We start from the raw sequence: 20,833 nt of genomic DNA, 5'->3' as shown, positions 1-20,833 counted from the left end.
CACCGATACCAGGAGAGAACCGTGACCCACATCTACGACAAGCCTGAGGACTTCAAGGAGCAGGTGCTCGACGGCTTCGCGAGGGCTTACTCGCGCTACGTCGAGCGCGTGCCCCACGCCGCCGGGTTCGTCCGGCGCGGCGGGCCCCGCGCGGGCAAGGTGAGCGTCGTGGTCGGTGGCGGCTCCGGGCACTTCCCCTCCTACTCCGGCACGCTGGGCCCCGGCTTCGTCGACGGGGCGGTCCTCGGCGATGTGTTCGCCTCGCCCTCGGCCGAGCAGGTCTACCGCGTCGGCCGCGCCGCGAGCGGCGGCGCCGGGGTCGTCCTGGCCTACGGCAACTACGCGGGTGACCGGTTGAACTTCGGCGCGGCACAGGAGCGCCTCCAGGCGGAGGGCATCGACTGCCGGAACGTGTACGTCACCGACGACATCGCGTCCGCCGTACCGTCGGAGGCGGACAAGCGTCGCGGGATCGCCGGCACCTTCCTCGTCTACAAGGTGGGCGGCGCCGCCGCGGACCAAGGCCTCGACGTGGACGGGGTGGAGCGCGTGATGCGCAAGGCGAACGCGAACACCTTCTCCTATGGCGTGGCCTTCGCAGGCTGCACCATGCCGGGCAAGCACGAGCCGCTCTTCGTCGTCCCGCCCGGCCAGATGGAGTTCGGTCTCGGCATCCACGGCGAGCCCGGCATCAGCTCGGAGAGCTGGTTGCCGGCGGCGACCTTGGCGGAGCGTCTGGTGCACGCGGTCCTCGCCGAGCGTCCCGCCGACGCGGACGGGCGCGCTGCCGTCATTGTGAACGGGCTCGGTGCCACCAAGTACGAAGAGCTGTTCGTCCTCAACGGCTGGGTCGACCGGCTGCTGCGCGAGGCGGGGGTGGTGTCGGTCCTCCCGGAGGTGGGCGAGCTGGTGACCAGCCTCGACATGGCGGGCTGCTCGCTCAGCATCTTGTGGCTCGACGACGAGCTGGAGGCCCTGTGGAGCGCGCCGGCCGACACCGCTGCCTTCCGTCGCGGTGAGACGTCCGCCCTCCCGACGTTCGAGCAGCACCGGACTGACAGTGCCGAGACCGAGCACCACGAGGCGATACGGTCCGCGACCCCGGCGTCGCGCGCCGCGGCGGTCACCGCCCGCGCCTGCATCGGCGCCATGGCAGACGTCGTGCTGGAGAACGAGGACCGGCTCGGCGAGATCGATGCCGTCGCGGGCGACGGCGACCACGGGACCGGCATGGCGCGAGGCGTCCGGGCCGCCCGGGAGACGGCGGACGCCACCGACGGAGGCGTGGGGTCGGTTCTGCGCGCGGCGGGCGACGCCTTCGCCGACAAGGCGGGCGGCACCAGCGGCATGCTCTGGGGCCTCGCCCTCGGCAGCATGGGCGACTCCCTCGGCGACAGCGAGGCCGTCACCCCCGAGCGCGCCCTCGTCGCGGTGCGCGCCGGCGCGGACGCGATCAAGCGAGTGGGCAAGGCCGAGCTCGGTGACAAGACCATGCTCGATGCGCTGTTCCCGTTCGTCGACTCCCTGGGTGGGCAGCTCGACCAGGGTGTGAGCCTCGCCGAGGCGTGGGCGACCGCGGCGGCCGTAGCGGTCGAGGCCGCTGAGGCGACCGCAGCGCTCAAGGCTCGCGTCGGCCGCGCCCGTCCGTTGGCGGAGCGCAGCATCGGCACGCCGGACCCCGGCGCCGTCTCCATGGGACTGATCGTCACCAGGGTCGGCGACGTACTCGCCACCGCGAGCTGCGCGGACCGCGGCTGACCACCAGACAGACAACCAAGCATCTTCAAGAGAGGAACAGCCATGACTACACCGACGAACGGCATCCCCGAGACCATGAGGGCTGTTGTCGTCCACGGGCCTGGGAACTACGTGCTCGAAGAGGTCGCAGTGCCGCGGCCGGGACCGGGCGAGGCCCTCGTCCGTGTCGAGGCCGTCGGCATCTGCGCCAGCGACCTCAAGGCCTACCACGGCGCGGCCAAGTTCTGGGGAGACGAGAACCGTCCCGCATGGACCGAGTCCGAGGTCATTCCCGGGCACGAGTTCGTCGGCGAGGTCGTCGAGATCGACGCCGAGGCGACTGCGCGTTGGGGAGTCGCGGTCGGCGACCGGGTCGTCTCCGAGCAGATCGTGCCCTGTTGGGAGTGCCGCTACTGCAAGCGCGGCCAGTACTGGATGTGTGGGCCGCACGACATGTACGGGTTCAAGCGCCGCAACCCGGGCGGGATGGCGTCGTACATGGTCTACCCGGCCGAGGCGCTCGTCTACAAGATCAGCAAGGACATCCCGGCGCAGCACGCCGCGTTCACCGAGCCGCTGTCGTGCGCGCTGCACGCCGTGGAGCGCGCCAGCATCCAGTTCGAGGACGTCGTCGTCGTGGCCGGCTGCGGCCCGATCGGCCTCGGCATGATCGCCGGGGCAGCAGCGAAGAGCCCGGCCGCCGTCGTCGCGCTCGACATGTCCGCGAAGAAGCTCGAGATCGCCAAGAAGTGCGGAGCCACGCACGTGGTCAACATCTCCGAGCAGGACCCGGTGCAGTTCGTCCGGGACATGACCGAGGGCTACGGTGCCGACGTCTACCTCGAGGGCAGCGGCCACCCGTCCGCGGTGAAGACCGGTCTGAACCTGCTGCGCAAGCTCGGCAGGTACGTCGAGTACAGCGTCTTCGGCTCCGAGGTCACCGTCGACTGGAGCATCATCAGCGACGACAAGGAGCTCGACGTCCTCGGTGCCCACCTCGGGCCCCACTGCTGGCCCGCGGCGATCCGCATGCTCGAGTCCGGCATCTTGCCGATGGACGAGATCTGCACCCACCAGTTGCCGCTGGAGAAGTTCCAAGACGGCCTCGACCTGGTGGCGGAGGGCACCCAGTCGATCAAGGTCTCGCTCATTCCCTGATCATCCGCAGGCAACCGGCTCCACAGACCATTTCCACGACCGAGAGGACAGTTCGGTGCTCGACACGGCCACCCCAGGCATCGCCCCCGAGGAGAGGCCGGCCGCCTACACGGCCGCACCTCGCACCACCCCAGAGGCAGCGCTGGCCATCGACACGCTCCGGACGCTGTCCATGGATGCGGTCCAAGCGGCCAACTCCGGTCACCCTGGGACCGCGATGGCGCTCGCTCCCGTGGCCTACACCCTCTGGAGCCGGTTCCTGCGCTACGACCCGGAGCGGCCCACCTGGGCCAACCGGGACCGGTTCGTGCTCTCGATCGGGCACGCGTCGGCGCTGCTCTACTCCCTGCTCCACCTGGCCGGCGTCAGGTCCGTCGACTCCAGCTACGAGACCAGCGAAAGCCCGGCGGTCTCGTTGGACGACCTGCGCCGGTTCAGGCAGCTGGACTCCAGGTGTCCGGGGCACCCGGAGTACCGCTGGACCTCGGGCGTGGAGTGCACCACCGGTCCGCTCGGGACCGGGATCGCGGCCTCGGTCGGCATGGCGATCGCCGCCGAGTGGAAGGCCGCGACCTACAACCGGCCCGGCTACCGGCTGTTCGATCACCGCGTCTTCGCGCTCTGCGGCGACGGGGACCTGATGGAGGGCATCGGCGCCGAGGCCGCCTCGCTGGCCGGCCACCTCGCTCTGTCCAACCTGTGCTGGATCTACGACCGCAACCAGATCACGATCGAGGGCAGCACCGGCCTGGCCTTCACCGAGGACGTGCCCGCTCGGTTCCGCAGCTACGGCTGGGCGGTGATCGAGGTCTCTGACGCCAACGACGTCGCGGCACTGGACGCGGCCTTCGAGCAGGTCGACCAGGAGACCGAACGGCCCACCCTGGTCGTCGTCGACTCGGTGATCGGGTACGGCGCACCGACCAAGCAGGGCACCCACAGCGCGCACGGTGAGCCCCTGGGCATCGACGAGGTGCGCGGCGCCAAGGAGTTCTACGGATGGCCCGCCGAGGAGACCTTCCTGGTTCCCGACGGCGTGTACGACCACTTCGCCACCGTGGTGGCCGCTCGCGGCGCCCGGATCCGCCGGGAGTGGGAGCAGCTCATCGCCGGCTACCGCGAGGCGTATCCCGACCTCGCCGACCAGCTCGCCCAGATGGAGCGGCGCCAGCTTCCCGACGGCTGGGACGCGGACCTGCCGGAGTTCGCCCCGGACCCACACGGGTTGGCCGGCCGCGAGGCGAGCAGCAAGGTGCTCGATGCGATCGCTCGCCAGGTGCCGTGGCTGCTCGGCGGATCCGCCGACCTCGCCCCGTCGAACAAGTCACGACTGACGTTCGACGGCGCGGGCGACTTCAGCGCGTCGGAGCGGTCTGGCCGCAACCTCCACTTCGGTGTGCGCGAGCACGCGGCCGCGGCGGTTGCCAACGGTCTCGCGTTGTCGAAGGTGCGCGCCTACCAGGCGGGGTTCTTGATCTTCTCCGACTTCCAGCGCGGCGCGCTCCGGCTCTCCGCCCTGATGGAGCTGCCGGTGATCCACCTCTTCACCCACGACTCGATCGGCGTAGGAGAGGACGGGCCCACGCACCAGCCGGTCGAGCACCTGGCCAGCCTGCGGGCGATGCCGGGGCTCATCGACCTCCGCCCAGCCGACGCCAACGAGGTCGTCGAGGCGTGGCGGACGATCATGCCGCTGCGACACGACCCGGTCGCGCTGATCCTCTCCCGGCAGGCACTGCCGACTCTCGACCGCAGTCGCTACGCGTCGGCGGCCGGGGTGCGCAAGGGCGCCTACGTCCTGGCCGGAGACCCGGAGACGGTCCCGGAGGTCATCTTGATCGGGACCGGGAGCGAGGTCGCCCTCGCAGTGAGCGCCTACGAGCAGCTGACCGCCGACGGCGTCCGGGCCCGTGTGGTCAGCATGCCCTCGGTCGAGCTGTTCACCAGGCAGTCGCCGGAGTACCGCGACCACGTGCTCCCGCCGCAGGTGACCGCGCGGGTCGCCGTCGAGCAGGCGAGCGCGTTCGGGTGGCACCGCTGGGTCGGGTCGACCGGCGCGGTCATCGGGATGGAGACCTTCGGGGCCTCGGCGCCTTTGAAGGCCCTTCAGACGAAGTTCGGATTCACCGCCGAAGCGGTGCTCGCGGCCGCGCGCGACCAGCTCGCGGGCTCGCGATCGGATCGGTCCGCCTGAGCGCGGACCCCACGGACAGATCATCGAGTGAGGAGACATGAGGGTATGACTGAGCACCAGCAGCTGCGCATCGTCGTGGGAAGCGACTCCGCCGGCCTGAGCTACAAGGACAAGATCGCCGCTGACTTCCGCAATGACCCGCGGGTCGTCGAGGTCATCGACGTCGGAGTCCACGAGGGCGAGGACACGCACTACCCCCACGTCGCCGTCGCCGCCGCGCGTCTCGTCGCCGAAGGGGCGGCCGACCGGGCACTGCTGCTGTGCGGCACCGGGCTCGGCGTCGCGATCAGCGCGAACAAGGTCGGTGGGATCCGGGCAGTGACCGCGCACGACAGCTACTCGGTCGAGCGGTCCGTGCTCAGCAACAACGCGCAGGTGCTGTGCTTCGGCGAGCGTGTCATCGGGCTGGCGTTGGCGCGCCGCTTGGCCCGGGAGTGGCTGGGGTACCGGTTCGACCCCACTTCGCGGTCGGCAGCGAAGGTCGAGGCGATCAACGACTACGAGGCGGGCTGCGCCGACATCGACTGAGCGCGGGAGTCGGCCGGGCCGCGGTGGTGCGGTTCGTGGCAACCGTGACGCGCTGCTGACCAGCATCCAGATGGCGCTGTGCGCGACCGCGGTCGCGCTGGTGCTCGGGACGCTCGCTGCGATGGGACTGCGGCGGACCCGGTTCTTCGGGCGCAACGTCGTGTCGCTGCTGATCATCCTGCCGATCGCGCTGCCCGGCATCGTGACCGGCCTGGCGTTCCAGAACGGCTTCCGCACGATCCTCGGGATCCAGCTGAGCATCTGGACGATCGTGATCGCGCACGCGACGTTCTGCATCGTCACGGTCTTCAACAACGTGCAGGCCCGCTTCCAGCGGCTCGGCACGAACCTCGAGCAGGCCTCGATGGACCTGGGCGCCGGCCGGTGGACGACGTTCCGGCTGGTCACCTTCCCGATGCTGCGCTCGGCGCTGCTCGCCGGCGGGCTGCTGTCCTTCGGGCTGTCCTTCGACGAGATCGTGGTGACGACGTTCACCGCGAGCCCGCAGGACCAGACGCTGCCGATCTGGATCCTCCAGAACCTGTTCCGGCCCAACCAGGCGCCGATCGTGAACGTCGTGGCCGCCGTGCTCGTGCTCGCCTCGGCGGTCCCGATCTACCTCGCCCAGCGGCTCTCCGGCTCGACCGCGGAGGGGCTGACCGGCGCCAGGTGACGCATGCTCGCCGGTCCACCTAGGGTGGGCCGGTGAGCGAGACGGCGGGGGTATCTCGGGACGGACGCCGACGCACGCTCCTCGTCGGCCTGGCGGCGCTGGTAGTGGTGGCCCTCGTGGTGGGCGCGGCCGCCTGGACGCGCGATCGAGAACGTGACGACGAGTGGGCGCACGGCGGCGACGGCGTGACTGTGAGTGCGCAGATCGAGGCGACGACCAGTGCGGGCTACCCGGATTCGCTCGCCGCGGCCGGAGTGCCGGCCGAGCCGGCCGACTCGCGGGCGCGGCAGTCGTTCGTCCTCCAGGTCTCCTGGACTGGCACGCCCGACCCCGACGGGTCCTACGTGTTCGTGCTGCTCGACCAGCGGCTGTCCCCGCCGAAGCCTCTGGTGGCCATCGCGTCCTGGGACGCCGACGGCGCGTCCGCCCCCAGCTGGGCCGGCTCCTACGGCGCAGTGGCGGAGCACTACCCGTGGCTCGCCCGCACCGCGGCCCGGCACCACCCCGACGGCAGCTACACGGAGACGACCGAGGGATTGCTGCTCTCGGCGACGGAGGAGGGGGAGGGCGTCCTGGCGTTCTTCCTGCCCCGCCCCGAGCTCGCGACAGACCAGCCCGAGGACGACCTGCTGCTGGCCATGGTGCGCACCGACGACGACGGCGAGGTTCGCTGGGCGCGGAAGGTGCCGCTCACCTGAGTCGAGCCCGGTCAGCTGCCGTCCTCGGTCAGCGTGGTCGATGGCAGCCAGTCGGCTCCGAGGAGCTGGGCGAGATCGGCGAGACCAGTGGTGTCGCTTCCGACGGTGTCGGACGCCGCGGCGATCCGCTCCACCATCACTCGGCCGACCTGCTCCTCGACCGTGCCCTCGGCGTACGCGATGTGCCACGGCGAGACCTGGTGGTCGCGGTGGGTGCGCCCGGTCACCTGCCGTCCGGCGATTCCGGAGAAGCGCGCCTGGTGGAAGACGCCGACCCGCGGCTCGGTGCTCGCCTGCCGGCCGTCGGCGAGGGTCTCGCCGGCGTGCAGGCTGATCGAGGCGACGGTGGTGAAGACGCAGACCTTCGCCTGCCCGGTCTGGAACCGGAGCCGCTCGGCCTCGGCGTCGAACCGGTCGCGGCCGTAGATCGTGGCGACCTCGACGCCCGAGTCGCGCAGCCGGTCGGCGATGGGGTCGGCGGCGGTCGCGACGAACTCGACCGAGCACGCCACCTGTCGCTCGGACTCGACCTGCTGGGCGATCCACGCGACCGTGGAGTCGACCCGGATCAGCCCGGCCTTCTGCCGGAAGCGCAGCAGCGCGGCCCGGCCTTTCGCGACGTTGCGGCCGCGTCGTGCGATGTCCATCTCGCGACAGAACTCGCCCCACTCGGCCTCGTACGCCGTCCGCTCGGCCGGCGTGAGCGCCACCGGCATGCCGGAGATCGGCACCGGCCCCCAGGGCGCGGCGCGGTGCAGCATCGCCGGGGGCCGCTCGTCGGCGAGCCAGCCGCGCACCAGCTTGAGGTCGGCGGCGCGGCGCGCCGGATCGGTGGTCCAGGCCGCGCCGTACCGACCCTGCTCCACCGCGATGCCGTGGCGTTCGAGCGCGGCGGCGAACGTCGCCCCGGGCTGCGTCGCCGAGGTCCACTCCCGGATCGGCTCGCCGAGCACCTGCGCATAGGCGGGAGCGAGGTACGGCAGCTCCAGCGGCGTGTGTCCGGGCGTCGCGGTCGTCGCGATGACGAACGGCGCCTGGTCGTGCGGCTTGCCGTGGCCCGAGATCCTCGCCCAGTGCTTCCACCGCTTCGTCGTCGTCCGCCGCAGCGCGTGAGCCTCGTCGGCGATGATCACGTCCCAGGTGTGGTCCTTGACCTTCTCGAGCCGGTCCCACGTGATCACGACCCACTCCAGGCCGCCGTCGCCCAAGGCCGTGATCGTGCGGCACCAGTGGCCGATGGTGATCGCGGCGGGCCGGTCGGCCACGACGAGCACCCGCCGCGCGCCGCGCAGGTCGCCCACCGCGATCGCGCCGAGCACCGCGGAGATCGTCTTGCCCACGCCGGGCTCGTCGGCCAGCAGGAACTGCCGTCCGCCCGCCGCGGCGCGCGCCGCGATCGCGTCGGCCGCCTCGAACTGGAGCCTCCGGGGCTCGAGCTCGTCGGCCGGCTCGGGGGAGGGCGTCGGACTGTTGGGATTGAGGGTGTTCTCGATGAACCGGCCGAGCGTGTGCGGCCCCGGAGCGTACGGCGCGAGGTGCGCCGGCAACGCGCGCCCGACGTACAGGTGGGTCTTGACCGCCGGGTGCCAGCTCGTGCCGTCGACCTGGGTCCCGTACGGAACGTCGAGCACCCACAGCCGCTCGCCGGGCCCCGCGGCCGGCAGCGGCCGCTGCGGCGTTGCCTTCCGGCGGCGTGGGCGTCGGGCGGGCATCCCACGACGCTATCGCCGGGCGCGCCCTCGAGGAGTGCGGCTCGCCCACCTCGTGCGCTCTCGTGATGCCGTCCAGGGTCCCCTCGTCGTCGGACCAGAAGAACCGGGAGACACTCGCGGCGATCGCGCTCGGACGACCAGGAATCAGCGAGTTCGTCCTGTCTGGTCACGCCGATCGACCCCTGCGGACAGATCCGGATGTCCGGCAGGTGGTGAGGCGACGCGACGGTAGGTCGCGCCCGCGACGGCGCGGGAGGCCAAGGAGCGGGCCGCGATGGCCACGATCCGGCCGGTGTGGGACCTGGCTGGTCAGGCGCCGGTGGACGCCTGCGAGATCCGGGACCGACATCGGAGGGCAGTGCAGCTGAAGATGCCGGCCGACACCTTCCCCTACGCCTCCTGCACGTCCCGGTCCATCGAGACCGACCCCGACCACCCCGACGACCCCGAGGTGGCCTGACCTCGCGGGCCCGAGGTCAGCCCATATGGGTGATGGTGACCCGGCCGTCACGGACCTGCCAGTGCTGGTCCAGCCTGACGTTGTCCAGCAGGCGGCGGTCGTGCGAGACCAGCAGCAGAGCGCCGTCGTAGGACTCCAGGGCCTCCTCGAGCTGCTCGATCGCCGGCAGATCCAGGTGGTTGGTGGGCTCGTCGAGGACGAGGAGATTGACCCCGCGGGCCTGCAGCAGGGCCATCGCGGCGCGCGTGCGCTCGCCGGGCGAGAGCCCGCTGACCAGGCTGGTGACCTGGTCGGCCTTGAGCCCGAACTTCGCCAGCAGCGTCCGTACGTCGGCCGGAGCCATCTGCGGCACGGCCGCCTCGAACGCGTCCCCCAGCGACAGGGTCTCGACCAGCCCGGTGCGGGACTGGTCGATCTCACCGACCGCGACCGAGGCGCCCAAGCTGGCTCTGCCGGTCGCAGGGGCGAGCCGGCCGAGAAGGAGTCGCAGCAGCGTCGTCTTGCCGGCGCCGTTGGGACCGGTGACGCCGATCCGATCACCCGCACTGACCTGGACCGAGGTCGGGCCGAAGGTGAAGTGGCCGAGGCTCACCGCGGCTTCGTCGAGCGTCGCCACGACGGAGCTGGAGCGTGGAGCGCTGCCGATCGTGAAGCGCAGCGCCCACTCCTTGCGCGGTTCCTCGACCTCCTCGAGGCGTGCGATCCGGGACTCCATCTGTCGGACCTTCTGGGCCTGCTTCTCGGAGGACTCCGTGCGTGCCTTGCGGCGGATCTTGTCGTTGTCGGGGGCCTTCTTGATGGCGTTGCGGACGCCCTGGGAGCTCCACTCGCGCTGAGTGCGGGCTCGGTTGACGAGGTCGGCCTTCTTGTCGGCGAACTCCTCGTAGGCCTCGCGGGCGTGCCTGCGGGCGATGGCGCGCTCCTCGAGGAACGCGTCGTAACCGCCGTCGTAGACCGCCACCTGTTGCTGGGCCAGGTCGAGCTCGACGATCCGGGTCACCACCCGGGAGAGGAACTCGCGGTCGTGGGAGACCAGCACGACTCCGGAGCGGAGCCCATGCACGAACGTCTCCAGCCGTTCCAGCCCGGCGTGGTCGAGGTCGTTGGTCGGCTCGTCGAGCAGCACGACGTCGAAGCGGCTCAGCATCAACGCGGCGAGGGCCGCTCGGGCGGCCTGCCCGCCGGACAGGGACGTCATCCGGGCGCCCGGGCCGACGTCGAGGCCGAGGTCGGCGAGCATCGGCGCGAGTCGTTCGTCGAGGTCCGGCGCGCCACTGGCCAGCCAGTGGTCGAGCCCGTGCGCGTAGGCGTCCTCAGCTGCTCGGGAGGTGTCGCCGGCGCCGAGCGCGGAAGCGGCCCGCTCCATCGCATCGGTCGCGGCGGCGACTCCCGTGCGGCGGGCGACGTACTGACCGACGGTCTCGCCGGCGACGCGCTCGTGTTCCTGAGGAAGCCAGCCGACGAACGCGTCGACGGGAGCAGTCGAGACGACCCCGTCGAGCGGCTCCAGGTCTCCGGCAAGGATGCGCAGCAAGGTCGTCTTGCCAGCCCCGTTGGCACCGACCACGCCCACCACGTCCCCGGGCGCGACGGTCAGGTCAAGGGACTGGAAGAGGACGCGGTGAGCGTGGCCACCGGCAAGGTTCTTGGTGACGAGGTTCGCGCTCACCCGGCGATGGTAGTTACCTCACCGCATGCCCCGCGGGCCGGCCGCTGCGAGGCTGTGTGCCTGCGCCCAGCTACAGGTCACCGCTCGCGTCGTACACCCAGCTCGTGTCAGCGGTCGCGAGCGACTCCACCCACGACGTCGGCGCAGCGTTCATGATCGCGCCGTAGTCCCAGTAGTCCTTCCACAGGCAGACCTTGCCGTCGCGCACCCGGTGCACGGTCGCGAACGGCAGCGCGACGACCTCGCCGGAGGAGAACGTCCACGTCTCGGAGTGCTCGTACATCACGTTGTCGCCATCGGCGACCAGCAGCCCGTCGTGGTTCTCGTACGCCGCGAGGTCGCCCCAGCCGACTCGCAGGCGCTTGGCGATGTCGGCCGGGCCGCGGGCGGCCAGCGTCGGTCCGACCGGGACGTCGAGGTAGATGCAGTCGTCGGTGACCCAGTCCGCGATGCCGTCGTAGTCGCGCTCGGACAGCGTGCGCCACAGGCCGCGCACGGCATCGGCAGGGCTGCGGGTCACGACGCCGCCTCGGCCTCCGCCTCGACCGAGGGCGCGATGACCGGTGGCACGGTGGCCGCCTGCTCCGCCCGCAGGAAGCTGCCGGTGCGCTCGTGGCCCAGCAGGGGAGTGGGCGCGCCGTCGGCGACCACCCGGCGGCCGGCGATGAACACCGCGGGGACCGCGGCGTCGTTGCGGTTGACCATCCGCGAGAGCCCGCCGTACTGCTCCACCGGGCACTCGCGGTACTCCTCCAGGGTCGCGTCGAGTCGCTCGGGGTCGATGACCACGAGGTCGGCGCGGTCGCCGACGCGCAGGTGCCCGACGTCGATGCGGTACCAGTCCGCGAGCTCGCCGGTGAGCCGGTGCACGACGTGCTCGACGCACATGAACGGGCGGCCAGCGCGCTCGGCGTCACGGACGTGCTTGAGCAGGCGCAGGCCGAAGTTGTAGAACGCCATGTTGCGCAGGTGCGCGCCGGCGTCGGAGAACCCGATCTGGATGCCGGAGTCGGCCGCGAGCTTGCGCAGCACCTCGGGGCGGTGGTTGGAGATCGTCGTGCGCCACCGGATCGCGGTGCCGTGCTCGAGCACCAGGTCGAGGAACGCGTCGACCGGGTGCTTGCCGCCGCGCTCCACGCCCACCTGGCCGAACGACTTCCCGATCACGGTCGCGTCGGGGCACGCGACGATCTCGGCGTCGAAGAAGTCGCGGTGCCATACCCGCGGGCCGTACTTGCTCTCGTAGTCCTTGCGGAACCGCTTGCGGTACTCCGGGTCGCGCATCAGCTCGTCGCGGGCGAGCTTCTCCTGCAGGTGCAGGGCCGCGGCGCCCGAGCCGAACTCCTCGAAGATCACCAGGTCGATGCCGTCGGCGTACACCTCGAACGGCACCGGCAGGTGCTGCCAGCGGAAGTCTGCCCCGAGCCGGTTGACCACCCGCGCCAGCGGGCGCATCAGGTGGATCACGAACGGGATCGCCTTGATGTCGGCCGCCGAGAGCAGGCTGGTGCGCAGCGCGGGCCGACCACCCAGCCCGATCGAGCCGAGCGCCTGGGTCACGATCGTGTGGGGGTGGCTGGCGTCGGGCCCGGCCTGCAGGGCGCGGCGGCGACGGCGCAGGATCGAGCGCAGCCCGCGCATCTCGCGCCACTTCGCGTACGTCGAGGGCAGCGTGCGCGAGCGACACAGGTCGCCGTCGAGCTTGTCGAAGAGCAGCTGCTGGGCCGACATGCCGACGAACCCGGCGTCGAGCGCCTCGTTCAGCATCCGCTCCATCCGGGCCTGCTCGCGGCGGCTCGGCCGGACCTCCTTGCGGGTCGCCCGGTCCAGGCCCATCGTCGCGGTGCGCATGTCGGAGTGCCCGATGAACGCGGCGAGGTTGGGGCCCAGCGGCAGTGCCTCCAGGGCCGCGACGTACTCCTCGGCGCTGGACCAGGTGCGGTGCTTGTCGATGGCGCTGATCACGTGCTGGCGGGGGATCGCCTCCACCCGGCCGAACAGGTCGCCGGCGTCGACCCCGCCGACATGGATGGTCGAGAGCGAGCACGACCCCAGCAGCAGCGTCGTGACGCCGTGCCGGACCGACTCGGCGAGCCCGGGGCCCTCGAGCACCTCGACGTCGTAGTGGGTGTGGATGTCGACGAGCCCGGGGATCACCCACTTGCCGGTCGCGTCGACGACCTCCGGGCAGCCGGAGGCGTCCAGCGGCTCCTGGCTCACGGCGACGACCCGGCCGTCGCGCAGGCCGAGGTCACGGATGGCGGACGGTGCGCCGGTGCCGTCGAACCAGCGCCCGTTCCGGATGATCGCGTCGAAGGTCATGCGGGCATAGAACCCGTTCTAGTTGACGGGCGTCAAGAGGTGGCGGCGAACGCCTCCGCGACCACATCGAAGCCCTCGTCGAGCAGCTCGTCGCCGATCGAGAGCGGCGGCAGGAACCGGAACACGTTGCCCCAGGTGCCACAGGTCAGCGTGACGACACCGTGCTGGTGGCAGTACGCCGAGACCGCGGCGGTGCGCACCGGGTCGGGGTCGGTGCTGCCGGGGTGGCACAGCTCGATCGCCATCATCGCGCCCCGGCCGCGCACCTCGGCGATGACGTCGTGCTCGGCGGCCAGCGCCTCGAGCCGGGCCCGCATCCTGGTCCCCAGCTCGCGGGCCCGCGCGTCGAGCCGGCCCGCGCGCATCTCCTCGATCGAGCCGAGCGCGGCCGCGCAGGCGACCGGGTTGCCGCCGTACGTGCCGCCGAGGCCGCCGACGTGCACGGCGTCCATCAGCTCGGCCCGGCCGGTGACCGCGGCCAGCGGCAGGCCGCCGGCGATGCCCTTCGCGGTGGTGACCAGGTCCGGCACGACGCCCTCGTGGTCGCAGGCGAACCAGTCGCCGGTGCGGCAGAAGCCGGACTGGATCTCGTCCGCGACGAATACGACGCCGTTCGCCTGCGCCCAGGCGGCGAGGGCCGGCAGGAAGCCCGGAGCCGGCACCACGAAGCCGCCCTCGCCCTGGATCGGCTCGATCACGATGCACGCCAGGTTGGCGGCGCCGACCTGCTTGTCGATCACGTCGATGGCGCGGGCCGCGGCCTGCTCGCCGCTCAGCCCGTCGCGCAGCGGGTAGGACATCGGCGCCCGGTAGACCTCGCCGGCGAACGGGCCGAACCCGTTCTTGTAGGGCATGTTCTTGGCCGTCATCGCCATCGTGAGGTTGGTGCGGCCGTGGTAGGCGTGGTCGAAGACGACGACCGCGTCCCGGCCGGTCGCCGCCCGGGCGATCTTCACGGCGTTCTCGACCGCCTCGGCCCCGGAGTTGAACAGCGCGCTCTTCTTGGCGTGCGTCCCCGGCGTCAGCTCGGCGAGCGCGGCGCAGACGTCCACGTAGCCGTCGTACGGCGTGATCATGAAGCAGGTGTGGGTGAACGCGTCGACCTGCGCGTGCACGTTGCGGGCCACCGCCGCGGCGGCGTTGCCGACGGTCGTGACCGCGATGCCGGACCCGAGGTCGATCAGCGAGTTGCCGTCGACGTCGACCAGCACGCCGCCGCCGGCCGCCTCGACGAACACCGGGAGCATCGTCCCCACGCCGTCGGCGACGTGCGCGCGCTTGCGCTCGAGGCGCTCGAGGGAGCGCGGGCCGGGGATGTCGGTGACGAGCCGCCGCTCCTGGGGGAGGGTCGGGCCGCCCACGGCGGCGACAGCAGATTCGGTCATGACAGGGAGGCTAGTCCGACGGGATCCGTCTCGGGGAGGGGGCTCGGACAAGGATTTCGTAGGACGACGGCCCGGGATTCCGTCGCGCGGCCCACGCTGCGGGAGACTGGGCTGCGTGAGTGGCTCAGTCAGAGACGTCGCGATCCTCGGCAGCACCGGGTCGATCGGCACCCAGGCGCTGGACCTGGTGCGTGCCAACCCGGACCGGTTCCGGGTCGTGGCGCTGACCGCCGGCGGGTCGAGCCCCGAGCTCTTCGAGCGCCAGGTGGCGGAGTTCACCCCGGCCTGCCCCGGCCTGTTCTCGGGCCTGGGCGAGGAGGCCTCCGTCGAGGCCGCCACCCGGCCCTGCGACGTCGTGCTCAACGGCATCACCGGCGCCGTCGGGCTGCGGCCCACGCTGGCCGCCCTCGACGCCGGCCACACGCTCGCGCTCGCCAACAAGGAGTCGCTGATCATGGGCGGCCCGCTGGTGCTCGAGCGGGCCGCGCCGGGTCAGATCGTGCCGGTCGACTCGGAGCACAGCGCGATCGCGCAGTGCCTGCGGGGCGGCCGGGCGAGCGAGGTACGCCGGCTCGTGCTCACCGCGAGCGGCGGCCCGTTCCGCGGCCGCACCCGCGAGGAGCTGGCCGACGTGACGCCCGCGCAGGCCATGGCGCACCCGACCTGGGACATGGGCCCGGTGATCACCATCAACTCGGCGACCCTGGTCAACAAGGGCCTCGAGGTGATCGAGGCGCACCTGCTGTTCGGCCTCCCGTTCGACCGGATCGAGGTTGTGGTGCACCCGACGAGCGTCGTGCACTCCATGGTCGAGTTCGTCGACGGCTCGACGCTCGTGCAGGCGAGCCCTCCGACCATGCTGATCCCGATCGCGCTCGGCCTGTCCTGGCCGGACCGGGTGCCGGACGCCGCGCCCCCGGTCGACTGGAGCCGGCCCGAGACCTGGGAGTTCCTCCCGCTCGACGACGCGGCGTTCCCGGCCGTGGCGCTGGCCCGTGAGGCGGGTCAGCGCGGCGGCACCGCGCCCGCCGTCTACAACGCGGCCAACGAGATCGCGGTGGACGCGTTCCGCACGGGGGCGCTCGCCTTCACCGAGATCGTTCCCACGGTTCAGGCCGTTCTCAGCCGGCACGACGTACCCTCGGAGGTGACGATCGAGGACATCCTCGCCGCCGACGCCTGGGCCCGTGAGGCCACCCGCACCCGCCTCCGGCCCGACCACATCGAGGACTGACCAGTGGAACCGCTCTTCTACCTCCTGGGCGTGGTGATCTTCGTGGTCGCCATCCTGGTCTCGATCGGCCTACACGAGCTGGGCCACATGATCCCGGCGAAGCGGTTCGGCGGGAAGGTCACGCAGTACTTCATCGGCTTCGGGCCGACCGTGTGGAGCAAGCGGGTCGGCGAGACCGAGTACGGCGTCAAGGCCGTCCCGCTCGGCGGCTACGTGAAGATCGTCGGCATGCTCCCGCCCGGCGCGGAGGAGATCGCCGACGAGGTCACCGTCGACGCCGAGGGCAACCAGGTCGTGCGGGTCCGCAAGTCCAACACCGGCATGTTCACCCAGCTGATCTCCGACGCCCGCGCGGCGGAGTGGGAGACGATCCGGCCCGAGGACAGCGACCGGCTCTTCTACCGGATGTCGTGGTGGAAGAAGGTCGTCGTGATGAGCGGTGGGCCGACGGTCAACCTGCTGATCGCGTTCGTGATCTTCTGGGGCATCTTCGCGCTCTACGGCGTGCGCACGGCCGAGCCCGACGCCGGCGCGCCGGTGATCGACGAGGTCTCGCAGTGCGTGATCCCGTACGTCGAGAGCGGTCGCGAGTGCACCGACTCCGACCCGCTCAGCCCGGCCGCCGAGGCGGGCTTGCGGCCCGGCGACGTGGTCACCAGCTTCAACGGCACCGCGATCACCGGCTGGGACGAGCTGCGCACCCTGATCCGGGGCAACGACGACGGCGAGGCGGTCATCGGCTACGAGCGCGACGGCCGGGCGCTGACCGGCACCACCAGCACCACCGTGGAGGCGCGCCCCACCTCGCTGACCGACGAGACCCTGCACCAGGTCGGGTTCCTCGGCGTCACCCCGACCACCCACGAGGTGGTCACCACGGGCGGCCCGATCTACACCCTCGACCAGATGGGCACCATGACGGTGGTCACCGTCAAGGCGCTCGGCACGCTCCCGGTCAAGGTGTGGGGTGTCGCCAAGGCGATCGTGGGCGTGGAGGAGCGCTCGATCGACAGCCCGGTGAGCATCGTCGGGGGTGGCCGGATCGCCGGCGAGACCGTGTCCCACGACACCTTCCCGGTCGCCGAGAAGGCCGTCTACCTGCTCTCGCTGATCGCCGGGTTCAACTTCTTCATCGGGATGTTCAACTTCATCCCGCTGCTGCCGCTCGACGGCGGCCACATCGCGGGCGCGCTGTGGGAGGCGCTGCGTCGTGGGCTCGCGCGGCTGCGCGGCCGGCCCGACCCCGGCTACGTCGACGTCGCGAAGCTGCTCCCGATCGCGTACGGCGTCGCCGCGGTGCTGCTCGTGATGGGCGTGGTGCTGATCGTCGGGGACCTCGTCGTACCCCTGCACCTCGTGTCCTAGGATCCGGTCCTAACATCGAAGGCATGAGCACCCCCGCGTCCGCCGTCAGCCTCGGCCTGCCCGAAGCGCCCCCGCCGGTGCTCGCCCCCCGCCGCAGGACCCGCCAGATCCGGGTCGGCAAGGTCGGCGTCGGCAGCGACCACCCGGTCTCGGTCCAGTCGATGACCACCACGCAGACCTCGGACGTCAACAGCACCTTGCAGCAGATCGCCGAGCTGACCGCGACCGGCTGCGACATCGTCCGGGTCGCGTGCCCGAGCCAGGACGACGCCGACGCGCTGCCGGCGATCGCCCAGAAGTCGCAGATCCCGGTCATCGCGGACATCCACTTCCAGCCGAAGTACGTCTTCGCCGCGATCGACGCCGGCTGCGCGGCGGTCCGGGTCAACCCCGGCAACATCCGCAAGTTCGACGACCAGGTCAAGGAGATCGCCCGCGCCGCCAAGGACCGCGGCACCTCGATCCGGATCGGCGTAAACGCCGGCTCCCTCGACAAGCGGCTGCTGGAGAAGTACGGCAAGGCCACGCCGGAGGCCCTGGTCGAGTCCGCGGTGTGGGAGGCCGGCCTCTTCGAGGAGCACGGCTTCCACGACTTCAAGATCTCGGTCAAGCACAACGACCCGGTCGTGATGGTGCGCGCCTACGAGATGCTCGCCGAGCGCGGCGACTGGCCGCTCCACCTCGGCGTCACCGAGGCGGGGCCCGCCTTCCAGGGCACGATCAAGTCGGCCACGGCGTTCGGCGCGCTGCTCTCGCAGGGCATCGGCGACACGATCCGGGTCTCGCTGTCCGCGCCGCCGGTCGAGGAGGTCAAGGTCGGCATCTCGATCCTCCAGGCGCTGAACCTGCGCCCCCGCAAGCTCGAGATCGTCTCGTGCCCGTCCTGCGGTCGCGCCCAGGTCGACGTCTACACGCTCGCCGAGCAGGTGACCGCGGGCCTCGAGGGGCTCGAGGTGCCGCTGCGGGTCGCCGTCATGGGCTGCGTCGTCAACGGACCGGGGGAGGCCCGCGAGGCCGACCTCGGCGTCGCCTCCGGCAACGGGAAGGGCCAGATCTTCGTCAAGGGCGAGGTGATCAAGACCGTCCCGGAGTCGAAGATCGTCGAGACCCTGATCGAGGAGGCGATGCGGATCGCCGAGGGCATGGAGTCGGTCGACGGCGCCGGCGCCTCCGTCACCGTCACCTGAGCGCCGGGAGGACACCGCCGCGCGGGTGGTGACGCGGAGGCACCTCCGGCCGCACACTTCGGCTGTGAGGATCTCCCGCAGGCAGCTGCTCGGCACGGCATCGCTCTCCGGGATCGCCGCAGCCACCGGCGTCTCGCGGCTGCTGCCCGCGGCGGCCGCGCCCGCGCCGCTCCCCGCCCCGGCGGCGTCCGGCATCGAGCACGTCGTCGTCGTGATGATGGAGAACCGCTCCTTCGACCACTACCTCGGCTGGCTCCCGGGCGCCGACGGCAGGCAGGCCGGGCTCAGCTACGTGGACCGCAGGGGCCTGCGGCACGCGACGCACCGGCTGACGGCGTACGACGGCTGCGGGTTCGAGGATCCCGACCACTCCTGGGAGGGCGGCCGGATCCAGTTCAACAACGGGCTGCTCGACGGCTTCCTCAAGTCCGGCAGCAACGACCTGCTCGCCGTCGGCTACTACACCGACGAGGACCTCTCGTTCTACTCGCGTGCGGCCCGGGACTGGACGGTCTTCGACCGCTACTTCTCGGCCGTGATGGCCGAGACCTACCCCAATCGCTTCTACCAGCACGCCGCGCAGACCGACCGGCTGCACAACAACACCGACCGGTCCACGCTGCCGACGATCTGGGACCGGCTGGCCGAGCAGGGCCTCCGCGGCACCTATTACTACAGCGACATCCCCTTCACCGTGCTGTGGTACGAGAAGCACCTCGACATCTCCCAGCACTTCGCCACGTTCCTGGTCGACGCCGCGGCCGGCACGTTGCCGGCCGTCTCGTTCGTCGACCCGCGGTTCCTCAACGAGGAGGGCGGCACCTCGAACGACGACCACCCGCTCGCCGACATCCGTGCCGGGCAGGCGTTCCTCAACCAGGTCTACGACGCGGTGCGCACCGGCCCGGGCTGGGAGCGGACGGTGCTCGTCATCAACTACGACGAGTGGGGCGGCTTCTTCGACCACGTCCGGCCGCGGCGCGCGCCGGACGTCTCGAAGAAGACCGCGCTGCGCGGCTTCCGGGTGCCGGCGCTGATGATCTCCCCGCTCGCCCGGCGCGGGCACGTCTCCCACCACGTGTACGACCACACCTCGGTGCTCCGGATGATCGAGTGGCGCTGGGGCCTGCGGCCGCTCACCCCGCGCGACCGGTACGCCCGCAACATGGCCGAGGCGCTCGACCTCGCCGCCGACCCGGACACCTCGTCGGCGACGTACGACGTCCCGGACCTGACGCCGGTGGGCTGCGCGCCGGACGAGACCAAGTCCGCCGACTGGGCCGCCCTCAAGCACCTCGCCCTCGACCTCGGCTGGAGGCTGCCGCGATGATCCTCAAGCGACTGCTGGCCCCGGTCGGGCTGCTCGTCCTCGGGCTGGCGCTGTCCCCGGCGGGCGCCGCGCTCCCGCGGCACGCAGTGCCCAGCGTCCGGACGCCGGCCACGGCCGCCTACGTGCCGCCGATCCGGCACGTGTTCGTGATCAACATCGAGAACAAGGGGTACGACGAGACCTGGGGTGCCGGGTCGGCGGCGCCGTACCTGGCCACGAGGCTGCGCCGCCAGGGCGTCCTGCTCAACGCGTACTACGGCACCGCGCACAACTCCCAGCCCAACTACGTCGCGCAGATCTCGGGCCAGGGGCCGAACCCGGACATGCAGGCGGACTGCCAGACCTACTCGACGTTCGTGCGGGTGGGCACGGTCGACCCGGACCAGGCGGTCGGGTCCGGGTGCGTGTTCCCCGCCGACGTCCCGACGCTGCCGGGCCAGCTCACGGACCAGGGGCTGACCTGGCGCGGCTACATGGACGACATGGAGCGACCCTGCCAGCACCCCGAGCGGGACACGCCCGACCCGACCCAGCGCGCGACCGCCGACCACAACTATGCGGCCCGGCATAACCCGTTCGTCTACTTCCGCTCGATCACCGACCACCCGGCGTACTGCAAGGCGCACGTCGTGAAGCTCGGGCGGCTCACCGACGACCTGGAGCGCGCCCGCACCACACCGAACCTCGTCTACATCACTCCCGACCTGTGCGACGACGGCCACGACGCGCCCTGCGCCGACGGCCGGCCGGGCGGGCTGCGCAGCGTCAACGCCTGGATGAGGAAGTGGGTGCCGCGGATCCTGCAGGCGCCCGCGTTCCGCAGGAACGGCGTGCTCGTCATCACCGCGGACGAGTCCGACGGCCCGCAGACCGACGCCACCGCCTGCTGCGGGCCCGAGACCTCGGCGAACAGCCCGATGCCCGGCATCTTCGGGCCCGGCGGCGGGAGGATCGGCGCCCTGGTCGTCTCCAGGTACGTCACGCCCGGCACCTGGAGCACCACGCCGTACAACCACTACTCGCTGCTCGGCTCGATCGAGGAGATCTTCGGGCTGCCCAGGCTGGGCTACGCCCGCGACCCCGGCGTGGAGACCTTCGGCCTCGACGTCTACAACTCCGGCTGGGAGCAGTGATCCGGACCGAGCCGGTCGCCGGGCGGTCTTCGACGGGATCTGCCGGGT

General features: G+C 71.5%; 17 protein-coding genes. 12 read left to right on the top strand and 5 right to left on the bottom strand.

From position 1 onward, the window contains the following. The first annotated feature begins 21 nt into the window (after positions 1-21). The 6 genes from dhaL (at position 22) to QMC84_RS04315 (ending at position 6,988) form a co-directional block, all read left to right on the top strand. Positions 22-1,758 carry a dihydroxyacetone kinase subunit DhaL gene (dhaL, locus tag QMC84_RS04340; RefSeq protein ID WP_300372145.1) on the top strand — a complete coding sequence of 579 codons (1,737 nt, stop codon included), beginning with the start codon at positions 22-24 and terminating at the stop codon, positions 1,756-1,758. Positions 1,759-1,800: 42 nt separating this feature from the next. Next, positions 1,801-2,895 (top strand): alcohol dehydrogenase catalytic domain-containing protein, encoded by a 1,095-nt coding sequence (locus tag QMC84_RS04335; RefSeq protein WP_300372143.1) that lies wholly within the window; start codon positions 1,801-1,803, stop codon positions 2,893-2,895. 55 nt (positions 2,896-2,950) lie between these two features. Next, positions 2,951-5,089, top strand: a complete 2,139-nt coding sequence (gene tkt, locus QMC84_RS04330) for a transketolase (RefSeq protein ID WP_300372141.1) — start codon at positions 2,951-2,953, stop codon at positions 5,087-5,089. A gap of 45 nt (positions 5,090-5,134) precedes the next feature. After that, entirely contained in the window at positions 5,135-5,617 is a 483-nt protein-coding gene (locus QMC84_RS04325; RefSeq protein WP_300372139.1) for a ribose-5-phosphate isomerase, read from the top strand. 70 nt (positions 5,618-5,687) lie between these two features. After that, a complete protein-coding gene (locus tag QMC84_RS04320; protein WP_300372137.1) occupies positions 5,688-6,290 on the top strand; it encodes an ABC transporter permease in 603 nt (200 codons plus the stop codon). A gap of 32 nt (positions 6,291-6,322) precedes the next feature. Continuing rightward, on the top strand, positions 6,323-6,988 hold the full coding sequence (locus QMC84_RS04315; protein ID WP_300372135.1) for a hypothetical protein: 666 nt from the start codon (positions 6,323-6,325) through the stop codon (positions 6,986-6,988). Between the two features lie 11 nt (positions 6,989-6,999). On the opposite strand, the gene QMC84_RS04310 is transcribed toward QMC84_RS04315, so the two are convergent. After that, positions 7,000-8,700 carry a helicase gene (locus tag QMC84_RS04310; RefSeq protein ID WP_300372133.1) on the bottom strand — a complete coding sequence of 567 codons (1,701 nt, stop codon included), beginning with the start codon at positions 8,698-8,700 and terminating at the stop codon, positions 7,000-7,002. 274 nt (positions 8,701-8,974) lie between these two features. Between QMC84_RS04310 and QMC84_RS04305 the strand changes: the two genes are divergently transcribed. After that, positions 8,975-9,160, top strand: coding sequence for a hypothetical protein (locus tag QMC84_RS04305; RefSeq protein ID WP_300372131.1), 186 nt, complete (start codon positions 8,975-8,977; stop codon positions 9,158-9,160). Between the two features lie 16 nt (positions 9,161-9,176). Here QMC84_RS04305 and QMC84_RS04300 read toward each other — a convergent pair whose 3' ends face one another. From QMC84_RS04300 to gabT, 4 genes are all read right to left on the bottom strand, one after another. Then, the gene (locus tag QMC84_RS04300; protein WP_300372129.1) at positions 9,177-10,829 is read right to left on the bottom strand and encodes an ABC-F family ATP-binding cassette domain-containing protein; all 1,653 of its coding nucleotides are present in this window, start codon (positions 10,827-10,829) and stop codon (positions 9,177-9,179) included. Positions 10,830-10,899: 70 nt separating this feature from the next. Beyond that, positions 10,900-11,349 (bottom strand): nuclear transport factor 2 family protein, encoded by a 450-nt coding sequence (locus QMC84_RS04295; protein WP_300372127.1) that lies wholly within the window; start codon positions 11,347-11,349, stop codon positions 10,900-10,902. Then, entirely contained in the window at positions 11,346-13,151 is a 1,806-nt protein-coding gene (locus QMC84_RS04290) for an amidohydrolase family protein (protein ID WP_300372125.1), read from the bottom strand. The genes QMC84_RS04295 and QMC84_RS04290 overlap by 4 nt, the downstream gene beginning before the upstream one ends. Positions 13,152-13,183: 32 nt before the next feature. Further along, complete coding sequence (gene gabT, locus QMC84_RS04285) at positions 13,184-14,536, bottom strand: 4-aminobutyrate--2-oxoglutarate transaminase (protein ID WP_300372123.1); 1,353 nt, start codon at positions 14,534-14,536, stop codon at positions 13,184-13,186. A 115-nt stretch (positions 14,537-14,651) separates the two neighbouring features. Here gabT and dxr point away from each other — a divergent pair, with 115 nt between their 5' ends. The 5 genes from dxr (at position 14,652) to QMC84_RS04260 (ending at position 20,785) form a co-directional block, all read left to right on the top strand. Then, positions 14,652-15,770: a 1-deoxy-D-xylulose-5-phosphate reductoisomerase gene (gene dxr, locus QMC84_RS04280; protein ID WP_300372121.1), complete on the top strand. Its 1,119-nt coding sequence runs from the start codon at positions 14,652-14,654 to the stop codon at positions 15,768-15,770. A gap of 3 nt (positions 15,771-15,773) precedes the next feature. Further along, a complete protein-coding gene (locus QMC84_RS04275; RefSeq protein WP_300372119.1) occupies positions 15,774-17,135 on the top strand; it encodes a site-2 protease family protein in 1,362 nt (453 codons plus the stop codon). Between the two features lie 23 nt (positions 17,136-17,158). Further along, on the top strand, positions 17,159-18,322 hold the full coding sequence (gene ispG / locus QMC84_RS04270; RefSeq protein ID WP_300372117.1) for a flavodoxin-dependent (E)-4-hydroxy-3-methylbut-2-enyl-diphosphate synthase: 1,164 nt from the start codon (positions 17,159-17,161) through the stop codon (positions 18,320-18,322). Between the two features lie 64 nt (positions 18,323-18,386). Next, positions 18,387-19,652: an alkaline phosphatase family protein gene (locus tag QMC84_RS04265; protein WP_300372115.1), complete on the top strand. Its 1,266-nt coding sequence runs from the start codon at positions 18,387-18,389 to the stop codon at positions 19,650-19,652. Then, a complete protein-coding gene (locus tag QMC84_RS04260; protein ID WP_300372113.1) occupies positions 19,649-20,785 on the top strand; it encodes an alkaline phosphatase family protein in 1,137 nt (378 codons plus the stop codon). The genes QMC84_RS04265 and QMC84_RS04260 overlap by 4 nt, the downstream gene beginning before the upstream one ends. Positions 20,786-20,833: the final 48 nt, after the last annotated feature.

Source organism: Nocardioides sp. (assembly GCF_030019515.1).
Taxonomy (GTDB): domain Bacteria; phylum Actinomycetota; class Actinomycetes; order Propionibacteriales; family Nocardioidaceae; genus Nocardioides.
Note: the sequence above shows the minus strand (reverse complement) of the source record. Positions and strands in the feature narration are given on the sequence as shown.